The sequence below is a fragment of the Luteimonas sp. MC1750 genome (genome assembly GCF_016615955.1).
GTDB lineage: Bacteria > Pseudomonadota > Gammaproteobacteria > Xanthomonadales > Xanthomonadaceae > Luteimonas.
The window spans coordinates 1632924-1646722 of record NZ_CP067113.1 but is presented as its reverse complement, the minus strand read 5'-3'; the positions used below and the strand labels follow the sequence as shown (position 1 = coordinate 1646722).

Annotated in this window: 11 protein-coding genes; 10 read left to right on the top strand and 1 reads right to left on the bottom strand. The window is 70.6% G+C overall.

Annotated features, from left to right (window positions below; translation table 11 throughout):
- Window positions 1-27: 27 nt before the first annotated feature.
- Entirely contained in the window at window positions 28-432 is a 405-nt protein-coding gene (fur, locus tag JGR68_RS07680; protein WP_199362015.1) for a ferric iron uptake transcriptional regulator, read from the top strand.
- 8 nt (window positions 433-440) lie between these two features.
- On the opposite strand, the gene recN is transcribed toward fur, so the two are convergent.
- Window positions 441-2120, bottom strand: coding sequence for a DNA repair protein RecN (gene recN / locus JGR68_RS07675; RefSeq protein ID WP_199362016.1), 1680 nt, complete (start codon window positions 2118-2120; stop codon window positions 441-443).
- A gap of 90 nt (window positions 2121-2210) precedes the next feature.
- Here recN and hrcA point away from each other — a divergent pair, with 90 nt between their 5' ends.
- The 9 genes from hrcA (at window position 2211) to JGR68_RS07630 (ending at window position 13796) form a co-directional block, all read left to right on the top strand.
- On the top strand, window positions 2211-3302 hold the full coding sequence (hrcA, locus tag JGR68_RS07670) for a heat-inducible transcriptional repressor HrcA (RefSeq protein ID WP_199362017.1): 1092 nt from the start codon (window positions 2211-2213) through the stop codon (window positions 3300-3302).
- Window positions 3299-3808 (top strand): nucleotide exchange factor GrpE, encoded by a 510-nt coding sequence (gene grpE / locus JGR68_RS07665; protein ID WP_199362018.1) that lies wholly within the window; start codon window positions 3299-3301, stop codon window positions 3806-3808. The genes hrcA and grpE overlap by 4 nt, the downstream gene beginning before the upstream one ends.
- A gap of 114 nt (window positions 3809-3922) precedes the next feature.
- Entirely contained in the window at window positions 3923-5848 is a 1926-nt protein-coding gene (gene dnaK, locus JGR68_RS07660) for a molecular chaperone DnaK (RefSeq protein ID WP_199362019.1), read from the top strand.
- 136 nt (window positions 5849-5984) lie between these two features.
- Complete coding sequence (gene dnaJ, locus JGR68_RS07655; RefSeq protein WP_199362020.1) at window positions 5985-7118, top strand: molecular chaperone DnaJ; 1134 nt, start codon at window positions 5985-5987, stop codon at window positions 7116-7118.
- 40 nt (window positions 7119-7158) lie between these two features.
- Window positions 7159-7869, top strand: a complete 711-nt coding sequence (gene dapB, locus JGR68_RS07650) for a 4-hydroxy-tetrahydrodipicolinate reductase (RefSeq protein ID WP_199362021.1) — start codon at window positions 7159-7161, stop codon at window positions 7867-7869.
- 135 nt (window positions 7870-8004) lie between these two features.
- Window positions 8005-9129: a glutamine-hydrolyzing carbamoyl-phosphate synthase small subunit gene (gene carA / locus JGR68_RS07645; protein WP_199362022.1), complete on the top strand. Its 1125-nt coding sequence runs from the start codon at window positions 8005-8007 to the stop codon at window positions 9127-9129.
- Window positions 9129-12374, top strand: coding sequence for a carbamoyl-phosphate synthase large subunit (gene carB, locus JGR68_RS07640; protein ID WP_199362023.1), 3246 nt, complete (start codon window positions 9129-9131; stop codon window positions 12372-12374). Before carA ends, carB begins: the two co-directional genes overlap by 1 nt.
- Window positions 12375-12382: 8 nt before the next feature.
- Window positions 12383-12844: a transcription elongation factor GreA gene (greA, locus tag JGR68_RS07635; protein ID WP_199362258.1), complete on the top strand. Its 462-nt coding sequence runs from the start codon at window positions 12383-12385 to the stop codon at window positions 12842-12844.
- A 7-nt stretch (window positions 12845-12851) separates the two neighbouring features.
- Window positions 12852-13796: a phosphoglycerate mutase gene (locus JGR68_RS07630; RefSeq protein ID WP_199362024.1), complete on the top strand. Its 945-nt coding sequence runs from the start codon at window positions 12852-12854 to the stop codon at window positions 13794-13796.
- The last annotated feature ends 3 nt before the right edge of the window (window positions 13797-13799 follow it).

The window sequence follows — 13799 nt, the reverse complement described above, 5'->3', positions numbered from 1 at the left end:
CCCAACCGCCTCACTGACGGGAGACGCATGGAAACCAACGAGTTGCGCAGGGCCGGACTGAAGGTCACCCATCCGCGCATGCGCATCCTGCAGCTGCTCGAGCAGGAGTCCTCGCGCCACCACATGACGGCCGAGGAGATCTATCGCCAGCTGCTGGATTCCGGCGACGAGATCGGCCTGGCGACGGTCTACCGCGTGCTGACCCAGTTCGAGGCCGCGGGCCTGGTGCTCAAGCACAACTTCGAAGGCGGCACGGCCGTCTACGAGATCGACCGCGGTGGTCACCACGACCACATGGTCGAGGTCGACACCGGCCGGATCATCGAGTTCGAAAGCCCCGAAATCGAGGCGCTGCAGCACGCGGTGGCCGAGAAGTACGGCTACATCCTCGAGGAGCACTCGCTGGTGCTCTACGTCCGCAAGAAGCGCTGAGTCCGGCCTCAGGCGACCGGCGACCCCTCCGCCTCGCTCAGCAGGCGCCTGGCTGCGGCCCGCGCCTCGCTGCTGACCTCGATCCCGCCCAGCATCCGCGCCAGCTCCTCCTGGCGGCCGGCGTCGTCGAGCAGGCGCACCGCGCTCTGGGTCATGCCCGCACGCTCGGCCTTGCTCACCCGGTAATGCGCGTGGCCCTGGGCCGCGACCTGCGGCAGGTGGGTCACGCAGAGCACCTGGCGGCGGCTGCCCAGGTCGCGCAGCTTGCGCCCGACGATGCCGGCGACGTTGCCGCCGATGCCCGAGTCGACCTCGTCGAAGACCATGGTCTGGACCGCGTCCAGGCCGAGCGCGGCGACTTCGATCGCCAGCGAGATGCGCGAGAGCTCGCCGCCCGAGGCGACCTTGCGCAGCGGGCGCGGCGGCTGGCCGGCGTTGGCGGTGACCAGGAACTCGGCGCGCTCGGCGCCCTGCGCGTCGGGTGCGTCGGCCGCGATGGGTTCGAGCGCGATCTCGAAGCGGCCCCCGCCCATGCCCAGCTCGCCCACCAGGGCGGTGGTCGCCTTGCCCAGCGCGGTCGCGGCCCGGGCGCGAGCCTTGCCGAGCTTCGCCGCGGCCGTGCGCCACGCCGCCGCCGCGCCGGTGATCTCGGCGCCCAGGCCTTCCAGCCGCCTGGCGGAAGTGGCCAGCATCTCGAGTTCCGCGGCCAGCGCATCGCGGTGGCTCGCCAGGTCCTCGACCGGCACCCGATGCTTGCGCGAGAGTTCGTGCAGGCGCGAAAGCCGCGCGTCGTGCGCCTGCATCCGCGCGGGATCGATGTCGAGGTCGGCGCGGATGCGGTCGAGCAGCACCGCGGCCTCGTCAAGCTGGATCGCGGCGCCCTCGAGCAGGGCGTCCACGTCCCCGAGCCGTGCCTCGTGCGCGCGCATGCGCCCGAGCAGGGCGCGCAGCTGCTGCACCGCGGCGGGCAGGGCGTCGCTGTCGCCGCCCAGGCGTTCGAGCGCGGCGTCGCAGGCCTCCACGAGCTCGGCGCCATGCGCCTGGCGCCGGTGCGCGACCACCAGCTCGGCGATCGAGTCCGGCTCCAGCGCCTCGCGCTCCAGCTCGCCGAGCTGGTGGCCCAGGAAGTCGATCCGGTCCGAGACGTCGCCGGCCGCGTTGAGGCGCTCGTGCTCGCGCAGCAGCGCCGACCAGGCGCGTGCCGCCTGCGCGACGGCCGCCAGTTCCGCCTCGTGGCGGCCGTAGGCATCGAGCAGGGCCAGCTGGCTGCCGCGCGACAGCAGGGCCTGGTGTTCGTGCTGGCCGTGGATCTCCACCAGCAGCGCGGCCAGCGCGCCCAGCTGGGAGAGGGTGGCCGGACGGCCGTTGATCCAGGCCCGCGAGCCGCCGTCGGCGCGCAGGGTGCGCCGCAGCTGGCAGGCGGCGCCGTCGTCGAATTCCTGCTCGCGCAGCCAGCCCAGCGCCGCGGGTGAGTCGTCGAGCGTGAACTCGGCGTCGAGTTCGGCGCGCTGCGCGCCATGGCGGACCATGCCGCTGTCGGCGCGCAGCCCGGACAGGAAGCCCAGCGCGTCGACGATCAGCGACTTGCCGGCGCCGGTCTCGCCGGACACGACCGTGAGTCCCGGCCCGAATTCCAGTTCGGTGGCGGAGACGACGGCGAAATCCTTGATCGACAGGCGCTTGAGCATGGCGTGCGAATTGTGCCGCGGAGACGCGCAGCCTGTCATCGGCGAATCTCGCCGCTTGCGACGGGCGCCCGGCGGACGTATACCCGCGGCATGTCCCGACGCCCTGACGATCCCCTCGATGCACGCAGTCGCCAGCTGCTGCGCACCCTCATCGCGCGCCATATCCGCGATGGCGAGCCGGTCGGTTCGCAGACCCTGGCGCGCCATGCCGGACTGGACGTCAGTCCGGCGACGATCCGCAACATCCTGTCCGACCTCGAGGAGGTCGGCCTGCTGTCGGCACCGCATACCTCCGCCGGGCGCGTGCCCACCGCACGCGGCTACCGGGTCTTCGTCGACTCGCTGCTGCAGCTCAGCCCGCTCGAGGACGCCGAGTTCGACCGCCTGCGCGGCGGCCTGGCGCCCGGCGGCGGCACCCAGTCGCTGCTGGGCAATGCCTCGGAGCTGGTCTCGGCGATGACCCGCTTCGTCGGCGTGGTCAGCGTGCCGGGCCGGGAGCAGTTCGCTTTCCGCCAGATCGACTTCGTGCCCCTGGATGGCCAGCGGGTGATGGCGATCGTGGTCTTCGCCGACAACGAAGTGCAGAACCGCATCGTCCAGACCCGCCGCGCCTACGATGGCGCCGAGCTCGAGCGGGTGGCGAACTACCTCAACGCGAACTTCGCCGGCCAGCCGCTGCCGGCCATCCGCGCCGGCCTGCTGCGCGAGCTGAAGAGCGCGCGCAGCGAGCTCGAGGGGCTGCTGCGCGCCACCACCGAGCTCGCCGAGCAGGCGCTGGCGCCCGCCGGCGAGGACATGGTGGTGGCCGGCCAGGCCCGGCTGCTGGGGCTGCAGGACCTGGCCGATCTCGACCGTTTGCGCGAGCTGTTCGAGGCGTTTTCGGAAAAGCGCGAGATCCTGCAGCTCCTCGAGCGCACGGTGAAGGCCCAGGGCGTGCGGGTGTTCTTCGGCGAGGAAACCGGGGTCGCGCCGCTGGCGGGGATGTCGCTGGTGACCGCGCCCTACGGCGCCGGTGGCCGCGTGCTGGGCGTGCTCGGGGTGATCGGGCCGACCCGGATGGCCTACGACCGGGTCATCCCGGTGGTGCAGGCGACCGCCGAGGCGCTCGGTGCCGCCTTGAATCCCGACGCGGCATCCCCACTCAGTCCGGACCGAGCCATTCCGGACCCACGAGAGCGATGACCACCGAACAGACGCCCGACCACGCCGCCGAGGCGCCCGCAGACGACCTTCCGCTGGAAGACGTGATCGAAACCCTCCGCGCCGAGCTCGAGCAGGTGCGCGCGCAGTCGCTGGTCGACCGCGCCGACCTCGAGAACCAGCGCCGCCGGATGGAGCGCGACGTGCAGAACGCCTGCCGTTTCGCCAACAAGCAGCTGCTGGGCGACCTGCTGCCGGTGTTCGACAGCCTGGACGCCGCCCTCGTCGCCGCCGGCGGCTCCGGGCCACTGCACGATGGCGTCGAGCTGACGCTCCGCGAGCTGCGCCGGGTCACCGGCAACCAGGGTCTGGTGCAGATCGCCCCCGCCGCGGGCGAGGCCTTCAATCCCGAGCTGCACCAGGCCATGAGCGTGGTGGAGGCGGCCGGCGTCGAGCCCGGCGCCGTGGCCCAGCTGTTCCAGAAGGGCTACCGGCTCAACGAGCAGCTGCTGCGCCCGGCCATGGTGGCCGTGGCCAATTCCGACTGAAACAAGGCCTTTCCGGATGGCGGGCGGCGCTTGAAGGCGCCACCGCCACCCCCAGATAGCAGTCATCGGCGGCTCCGCCGCCCCCCAGACCAAGTTGCAAGAGGCTAGAGACCCATGGCAAAGATCATCGGCATCGACCTGGGCACGACCAATTCGTGCGTGGCGATCATGGACGGCGGCAAGGCCCGCGTCATCGAGAACAGCGAAGGCGATCGCACCACGCCTTCCGTCGTCGCCTACACCAAGGACGGCGAAGTGCTGGTCGGCGCGTCCGCCAAGCGCCAGGCCGTCACCAATCCCAAGAACACCTTCTACGCGGTGAAGCGCCTGATCGGCCGCAAGTTCAGCGACGCCGAAGTCAAGAAGGACCTCGACCTGGTGCCGTATGCCATCGTCGGGCACGACAACGGCGACGCCTGGGTCGAGACGAGCGACGGCAAGAAGCTGTCGGCGCAGGAAGTCTCCGCGCGCATCCTGGAAAAGATGAAGAAGACCGCCGAGGACTACCTGGGCGAGAAGGTCACGGAGGCCGTGATCACGGTGCCTGCCTACTTCAACGATTCGCAGCGCCAGGCGACCAAGGACGCCGGCCGGATTGCCGGCCTCGACGTCAAGCGCATCATCAACGAGCCCACCGCGGCCGCGCTGGCCTATGGCCTCGACAAGGACGGCGGCGACCGCAAGATCGCCGTGTACGACCTCGGCGGCGGTACCTTCGACATGTCGATCATCGAGATCGCCGAAGTCGACGGCGAGAAGCAGTTCGAGGTGCTGGCCACCAACGGCGACACCTTCCTGGGTGGCGAAGACTTCGACAAGCGCGTCATCGATTACCTGGTGGAGGAGTTCCAGAAGGACCAGGGCATCGACCTGCGCAAGGATCCGCTGGCCCTGCAGCGCCTGAAGGACGCCGCCGAGCGCGCCAAGATCGAACTCTCGACCGCGCAGCAGACGGAAGTGAACCTGCCTTACGTGACCGCGGACGCTTCGGGCCCGAAGCACCTCAACATCAAGCTGACCCGGGCCAAGCTCGAGGCGCTGGTCGAGGACCTGGTCAAGAAGACGATCGAGCCCTGCCGCACGGCGCTCAACGACGCCGGCCTGCGCGCGAGCGACATCAACGAAGTGATCCTGGTCGGCGGCCAGACCCGCATGCCCAAGGTGCAGCAGGCCGTGGCCGAGTTCTTCGGCAAGGACCCGCGCAAGGACGTGAACCCCGACGAGGCCGTCGCCATCGGCGCGGCGGTGCAGGGCGGCGTGCTGGCCGGCGACGTCAAGGACGTGCTGCTGCTCGACGTGACCCCGCTGTCGCTCGGCATCGAGACCCTGGGTGGCGTGTTCACCAAGATCATCGAGAAGAACACCACCATCCCGACCAAGGCCTCGCAGACGTTCAGCACCGCCGAGGACAACCAGTCCGCCGTCACCGTGCACGTGCTGCAGGGCGAGCGCGAGCAGGCCCGCTACAACAAGTCGCTGGCCAAGTTCGACCTCAGCGGCATCGACGCCGCGCCGCGCGGCATGCCGCAGGTGGAAGTGTCGTTCGACATCGATGCCAACGGCATCGTGCACGTGACCGCCAAGGACAAGAAGACCGGCAAGGAGCAGAAGGTCGAGATCAAGGCCGGTTCGGGCCTGTCGGACGACGAGATCCAGCGGATGGTCGCCGACGCCGAGGCGCACCGCGAGGACGACAAGAAGTTCCACGAGCTGGTCGGCGCCCGCAACCAGGCCGATGCGCTGGTGCACGGCACCCGCAGCGCGATCAAGGACAACGGCGACAAGGTCCCCGGTGACGTGATCGGCCGCGTGGAGTCCGCGATCGCCGAGGTCGAGACCGCGATGAAGGGCGACGACAAGGGCCAGATCGAGGCCAAGACCAAGGCCCTGGAAGAAGTCGCGCAGGCGCTGTTCGCGGCGGCGGCAGCGGCCGGGCAGGGCGGTGACGGCGAGGCCCCCGGCCAGGCCGACGCCGGCCAGGCCGATGACGTGGTCGACGCCGAGTTCACCGAAGTCAAGGACGACGACCGCAAGGCCTGATTCCCCGGGCGATTGTAGGAGCGGCCATGGCCGCGATCGCGACACCCGAGGCGGGGACCGGAATCGACACCCGGTTCCCGCCGCGTATCCGGACCCCGCACACCGGCGGGTCCACCAGGCAGCACGGACCTGATCGATGAGCAAGCGCGACTATTACGAAGTCCTCGGCGTTGCACGCAGCGCCAGCGAGGAGGAACTGAAGAAGGCCTATCGCCGCTGCGCGATGAAGCACCACCCTGACCGCAACCCCGGCGATGCCAAGGCCGAGGCCGCGTTCAAGGAGTGCAAGGAGGCCTACGAGGTCCTCTCCGACGGCGGCAAGCGCCGCATGTACGACCAGCACGGCCACGCCGCGTTCGAGCACGGCATGGGCGGCGGCAACGCCGGTCCCGGGTTCGGCGGCGCGGACATGGGCGACATCTTCGGCGACATCTTCGGCAACATCTTCGGCGGGGGCGGCGGTCCGCGTGGCCCGCGTCGCGGGGCCGACGTCGGCTACGTGATGGAGCTCGACCTGGAGGACGCCGTCGGTGGGGTCGAGCGCCGCATCGAGCTGCCGACGCTGGTGGAGTGCGAGCCCTGCAAGGGCACCGGCTCCGAGGACGGCCAGCTCGAGACCTGCGACACCTGCCATGGCCACGGCCAGGTGCGGTTCCAGCGCGGCATCTTCTCGATGCAGCAGCCATGCCCCTCGTGCCACGGGCGCGGCAAGACCTTCAAGAGCCCGTGCCCCTCCTGCCGCGGCAACGGCCGCGTGGAAGAGGAGAAGGTGCTGCAGGTGAAGGTTCCTGCCGGCGTCGACAACGGCGACCGCATCCGCCTGTCCGGCGAGGGCGAGGCCGGCCCGTCCGGCACCCAGCCGGGCGACCTCTACGTCGAAGTCCGCGTGCGCCCGCACCCGATCTTCGAGCGCGACGGCGACGACCTGCATTGCGAAGTGCCGATCCGCATCTCCCAGGCGGCACTGGGCGACACCGTGCGCGTGCCGACCCTCGGCGGCGAAGCCGAGATCCGCATCCCGGCCGAGACCCAGACCGGCCGGGTCTTCCGCCTGCGCGACAAGGGCGTCAAGTCGGTGCGCAGCCGGACGCAGGGCGACCTCTACTGCAAGGTCGTGCTGGAGACCCCGGTCAACCTGACCACGGAGCAGCGCGAACTGCTGGAGCAGTTCGAGGCCACCTTCATCGGCGAGGGCGCGCGCCGCCATTCGCCCAAGTCGAGCACCTTCGTCGACGGGGTGAAGGGCTTCTGGGAACGGATGACGTCCTGAGCGGCTTGTGGCCGCCCGGGCGCGTCGCTAGCCTTGGTGCATGGCCGATTCCGTCAAACTCCTGATCCACGGTGCCAGCGGCCGCATGGGGCGGGCGCTGCTGCGGCTGTGCGCCGATGGCGTCGTCGCCTGCACGGTGGTGGCCGCGGTCTCGCGGCGTCCCGCGCAGCGCGTGGTCGACGGCGTGCCGCAGTTCGCGGCCAGCGAGCTGGCGGGCGTGCCCGCGTTCGATGTCGCCATCGACTTCAGCCTGCCGGAGGGTTTCAGTCCGCTGCTGGCGCTGTGCCGCCAGCGCAGGGCGGGGCTGGTTTCCGGAACGACCGGGCTGTCGGATGCCCAGCGCCAGGCCATGGCCGAGGCCGCCGGCGAGATCCCGCTGCTCTGGGCGGCGAATTTCAGCCTCGGGGTCGCCGTGCTGGAGGAACTGGTCGAGCGCGCCGCGTCGGCGCTCGACGGCTGGGACTGCGACATCGTCGAGACCCACCACGTGAACAAGCAGGACGCGCCCTCCGGCACCGCGCTGGCGCTGGGGGCCGCGGCCGCACGTGGCGGCGCCACGCCGCGCTACGCCAGCCTGCGCGCCGGCGACGTGGTCGGCGAGCACCTGGTCCAGCTCACCGCGGCCGGGGAGCGGATCGAGCTGATCCACCGCGCCACCAACCGCGACGTGTTCGCGCGCGGCGCCCTGCACGCGGCTTCGCGGCTGCGCGGCCGGCAGCCGGGGGCCTGGCGCCTGCGCGACCTGCTCTGACGGGCCCGCAGGCCGCCCTCGCGCTGGCGCAGCGGGACGCTCGCCGGTATCATTCCCGCTCGCCTGATCCTCTTGCCTCCGGGCCGGCCGCTGCCGGGCCGGCGGTGTCTTGCAACCCCACGTAGGCGACCGCCAGTGACATCACCCGCAATCCTCGCGCTCGAAGACGGCACCGTCTTCGCAGGCGTATCCGTAGGCGCGCCCGGCCTTTCGGTCGGCGAAGTCGTGTTCAACACCGCGATGACCGGCTACCAGGAGGTCCTGACCGACCCCTCGTACGCGCGGCAGATCGTGACCCTGACCTATCCCCACATCGGCAACACCGGCTGCACCGGCCAGGACGACGAGTCCGGCCGGGTCTGGTCGGCGGGCCTGGTGGTGCGCGACGTGCCGCGCCGGCCGAGCAGCTGGCGCAGCCGCGCCGCGCTCCCCGAGTGGCTGGCCGATCGCGGCGTGGTCGCGATCGCCGGCATCGACACCCGCCGCCTGACCCGCCTGCTGCGCGAGCGCGGCTCGCAGAACGGCGCGGTGATGGCCGGCGACATCGACGTCGACCGGGCCATCGAGGCCGCGCGCAAGTTCCCCGGCCTCAAGGGCATGGACCTGGCCCAGGTGGTCAGCACCGACAGCCGCTACCAGTGGAACGAGGGCGACCTCGACCTCGACGCCGGCAGCTTCCGTACCGTGGCGCCGCGCTTCCGCGTGGTGGCGTGGGACTACGGCGTGAAGCGCAACATCCTGCGCATGCTTGCCGACCGCGGCTGCGACGTCACCGTGGTGCCCGCGCGCACCAGCGCCGCCGAGGTGTTGGCGCTGAAGCCCGACGGGGTGTTCCTGTCCAACGGTCCCGGCGATCCGGAGCCCTGCGACTACGCGATCGCGGCGATCCGCGACGTGCTGGCCGCGAAGGTGCCGACTTTCGGCATCTGCCTGGGCCACCAGCTGCTGGGCCTGGCCGTGGGCGCGCGCACGCTGAAGATGGCCAACGGCCACCACGGCGCCAACCATCCGGTGCAGGACCTGGAAACGGGCCGGGTGATGATCACCTCGCAGAACCATGGCTTCGCGATCGACGAGGCCACGCTGCCGGACACCGTGCGCGTGACCCATCGCTCGCTGTTCGACGGCACCAACCAGGGCATCGCGCTCACCGACGCGCCGGCCTTCAGCTTCCAGGGCCACCCGGAAGCCGCGCCCGGCCCGCAGGACGTGACCCCGCTCTTCGACCGCTTCGTCGCGCTGATGGAGGCGCAGCACTGATGCCCAGGCGCACCGACCTCAAGACCATCCTCATCATCGGCGCCGGCCCGATCGTCATCGGCCAGGCCTGCGAGTTCGACTACTCCGGCGCGCAGGCCTGCAAGGCGCTGCGCGAGGAGGGCTACCGCGTGGTGCTGGTGAACTCCAACCCGGCCACGATCATGACCGACCCGGACACGGCGGACGCGGTCTACATCGAGCCGATCACCTGGCAGATGGTCGAGAAGATCATCGAGAAGGAGCGCCCCGACGCGCTGCTGCCGACCATGGGTGGCCAGACCGCGCTCAACTGCGCGCTGGATCTCGCCGACAACGGCGTGCTCGAGAAGTATGGCGTCGAGCTGATCGGCGCGAAGCGCGAGGCCATCATGATGGCCGAGGACCGCGAGCTGTTCCGCGTGGCGATGGGCGAGATCGGACTGGAGTGCCCCAAGGCCGAAGTGGCGAAGACCTTCGAGCAGGCGGTCGAGATCCAGGCCAAGGTCGGCTATCCCACCATCATCCGCCCGAGCTTCACCCTCGGCGGCAGCGGCGGCGGCATCGCCTACAACCGCGAGGAGTTCGAGGAGATCGCCAAGCGCGGCCTGGAGCTGTCGCCGGTGGGCGAGATCCTGGTCGAGGAGTCGGTGCTGGGCTGGAAGGAGTTCGAGATGGAAGTGGTCCGTGATACCGCGGACAACTGCATCATCGTCTGCTCGATCGAGAACCTCGATGCCATGGGCGTGCACACCGGTGACTCGATCACGGTCGCGCCGGCGCAGACCCTGACCGACCGCGAGTACCAGCGCCTGCGCCAGGCGTCCATCGACGTGCTGCGCAAGATCGGCGTCGACACCGGCGGCTCCAACGTGCAGTTCGGCATCAACGCCGAGACCGGGCGCGTGGTGGTGATCGAGATGAACCCGCGCGTGTCGCGCTCGTCGGCGCTGGCGTCGAAGGCTACCGGCTTCCCGATCGCCAAGGTCGCGGCCAAGCTCGCGATCGGCTACACCCTCGACGAGCTGAAGAACGAGATCACCGGCGGCCGTACCCCGGCCTCGTTCGAGCCCTCGATCGACTACGTCGTCACCAAGATCCCGCGCTTCGCCTTCGAAAAGTTTCCGCAGGCCGATTCGCGCCTGACCACCCAGATGAAGTCGGTGGGCGAGGTGATGGCGATCGGCCGCAGCTTCCAGGAGTCGCTGCAGAAGGCCCTGCGTGGCCTCGAGACCGGCAAGGTCGGTCTCGACCCCACGGGGCTGGACCTCGAGTCCGACGATGGCCTGGCCGCGCTGCGGCGCGAACTGCGCGAACCCAAGCCCGATCGCCTGTTCCACGTCGCCGACGCCTTCCGCGCCGGCATGACCGTGGACGAGGTGTTCGCGCTGTCGTGGATCGATCCCTGGTTCCTCGACCAGATCGAGGACATCGTCGCCGCCGAGCGCGAGGTCGAGGCCGCGGGCGTCGATGCGCTCGACGCCGTGCGCCTGCGCGAACTCAAGCGCATGGGCTTCTCGGATGCGCGCCTGGCGCAGCTGGTCGGCGTCGAGGAGAAGGCCGTGCGCGCGCTGCGCCGCGCCTTCGGCATCCGGCCGGTCTACAAGCGCGTGGATTCCTGCGCCGCGGAGTTCGCGACGACCACCGCCTATCTCTACTCGACCTACGAGGAAGAGTGCGAGGCCGAACCCACCGGCCGCGACAAGATCATGGTGCTTGGCGGCGGTCCCAACCGCATCGGCCAGGGCATCGAGTTCGACTACTGCTGCGTGCACGCGGCGCTCGCCCTGCGCGAGGACGGGTACGAGACCATCATGGTCAACTGCAACCCGGAAACCGTGTCCACCGACTACGACACTTCCGACCGCCTGTACTTCGAGCCGGTGACCCTGGAAGACGTGCTGGAGATCGTCGAGCTCGAGAAGCCCAAGGGCGTGATCGTGCACTACGGCGGCCAGACGCCGCTCAAGCTCGCGCGCGCGCTCGAAGCCAACGGCGTGCCGATCATCGGCACCTCGCCGGATTCGATCGACCTTGCCGAGGACCGCGAGCGCTTCCAGAAGCTGGTCGACGGCCTGGGGCTGAAGCAGCCCCCCAACCGCACCGCGCGCAGCGCGGAGGAAGCCCTGGTGCTGGCGCGCGAGGTCGGCTATCCGCTGGTGGTGCGCCCGAGCTACGTGCTCGGCGGCCGCGCGATGGAAGTGGTGCACGCCGATGCCGACCTCGAGCGCTACATGCGCGAGGCGGTGAAGGTGTCGAACGATTCGCCGGTGCTGCTGGACCGCTTCCTCGACAACGCGATCGAGGTGGACATCGACGTCATCGCCGACGCCGACGGCCAGGTGCTGGTGGGCGGGCTGATGGAGCACATCGAGGAGGCCGGCGTGCATTCGGGCGACTCGTCCTGCTCGTTGCCGCCGTACTCGCTGTCGGACGACACGAAAGCGCGCCTGCGCGAGCAGGTGGCCGCGCTCGCCCGCGAGCTCAAGGTCGTGGGCCTGATGAACACCCAGTTCGCGGTGCAGACCAGCGACGAGGGCGAGGACACGATCTTCCTGCTCGAGGTCAATCCGCGCGCCTCGCGCACGGTGCCTTTCGTGTCCAAGGCCACCGGCGTGCCGCTGGCCAAGATCGCGGCGCGCTGCATGGCCGGCCGCACGCTGGCCGAGCAGGGCGCGGTCGAGGAAGTGGTGCCCGGGTACTACTCGGTGAAGGAGGCGATCTTCCCTTTCGCCAAGTTCCAGGGCGTGGATCCGATCCTGGGCCCGGAAATGCGCTCCACCGGCGAGGTGATGGGCGTGGGCCGCGACTTCGGCGCGGCCTTCGCGCGCGCGCAGGAGGCGGCGGGCATCCGCGCGCCGCAGCCGGGCAAGGCCTTCGTCTCGGTGCGCGATCCGGACAAGAAGCGCGTGCTGCCGGTGGCGCGCGCGCTGGTGGGACACGGCTTCACGCTGGTCGCGACCTCGGGCACGGCCAGCTGGCTGCGCGCCAACGGTTTCGACTGCGAGCAGGTCAACAAGGTCGCCGAAGGCCGGCCGCACATCGTCGACCTGATCAAGAACGGCGAGATCGCCTACATCGTCAACACCACCGAAGGGCGCCAGGCGATCGCGGACTCGTTCTCGATCCGCCGCGAGGCGCTGCAGCAGCGGGTGACCTATTCGACCACGATTGCCGGTGCGAAGGCCCTGCTGCATTCTCTGGATTATCGCGGCAGCGGCCCGGTGTGGGCGCTGCACGAACTGCATGAGGAGTTGAAGCGGACATGAGACCACCGATCACGGCACAGGGGGCGCAGCGGCTGCGCGCGGAGCTGGACGAGCTGAAGAGCGTCCAGCGACCTGCCGTCATCAACGCGATCGCCGAGGCGCGTGCGCACGGCGACCTGAAGGAGAACGCCGAGTACCACGCGGCGCGCGAGCAGCAGGGCTTCATCGAGGGCCGCATCAAGCAGCTCGAAAGCGAGCTGTCGCATGCCCAGGTGATCGACGTGACCTCGCTCAACGTCGGCGACAAGGTCGTGTTCGGCGCCAGGGTGCTGCTGGCCGACGAAGAGACCGGCAACGAGACCCGCTACCAGATCGTCGGTGACCTCGAGGCCGACATCAAGCTGGGCCTGATCGCGATCTCGTCGCCGGTGGCGCGCGCGCTCATCGGCAAGCATGCCGGCGACGTCGTCACCATCGAGGCCCCGGGCGGCAGCAGCGAGGTCGAGATCGTCGAGGTCAGCTACGGCTGATCCGGCGATGCCGGACCTCGATTCCAGCGTGATCCTGCTGCTCCCGGCCGCCGCGCGGCTAGGGCGCCAGCGCCTGTCCGCGACCAGCGCCAGGCGCCTGGGCCGTGGTGGCGACCTGCCCGCCGGCGAGGCGGGCAGGCGGGCGCAGCTGCTGCGGCATTTCCCGCTGCGTGGCGAAGACTGGCCGATCGCGGCGCTGTCGCGCCAGGCCGAGGCGGGCGATGCCGAAGGCGCGTCGTGGCTGCGCGCGGACCCGGTGTGGCTGCGCCCGGACATCAACGGCGTGCGCCTGCTCGCGCACGGCGATGCGCTGGGGCTGACCCGCGCCGATTGCGACGCGCTGCTGCCGGCGCTGCGTCCGCTGTTCGGCGATGCAGGATTCATCCTCGACGCGCCGGACCCGGCGCGCTGGTACCTCCGGCTGCCGGCCGAAGCACGCCTGCCGGTGTTCTCCGATCCCGGCGACGCACTGGGCGAGGACATCTTCGAGCACCTCGACATCAGTCCCGAGGCGCGGCGCTGGCGAACGCTGGCCAGCGAGGCGCAGGTGACGCTGCACAACCACCCGCTCAATGCGCGGCGCGCGGCACGCGGCCAGTCGCCGGTGAACGCGCTGTGGTTCTGGGGCGGCGGGCGCCTCCCCGCGGCGACCGTCGCCCATGGCCTCACCGGCTACAGCAGCGACGACACCGCGCGTGCCCTGGCGGCCGCCGGTGGACGCGCGGCCGGCCTCCCGGAGCGGTTCGAGGCTGCGCCCGGCGTCTACGACCTGGAAGGCACGCGCGACCTGGCGTGGATCGAGCGCGAGTGGCTGGTCCCGGCACTGGAAGCGCTGCGCGCCGGGCGGATCGCGACGCTGGGCCTGGACGATGGCGATGGCTGGCGCTGGGAGCTGCGGCGTCGGCAGGCGCTGCGCGTGTGGCGCCGCCCGCTCGCGTGGCCGGCGACGTGACAC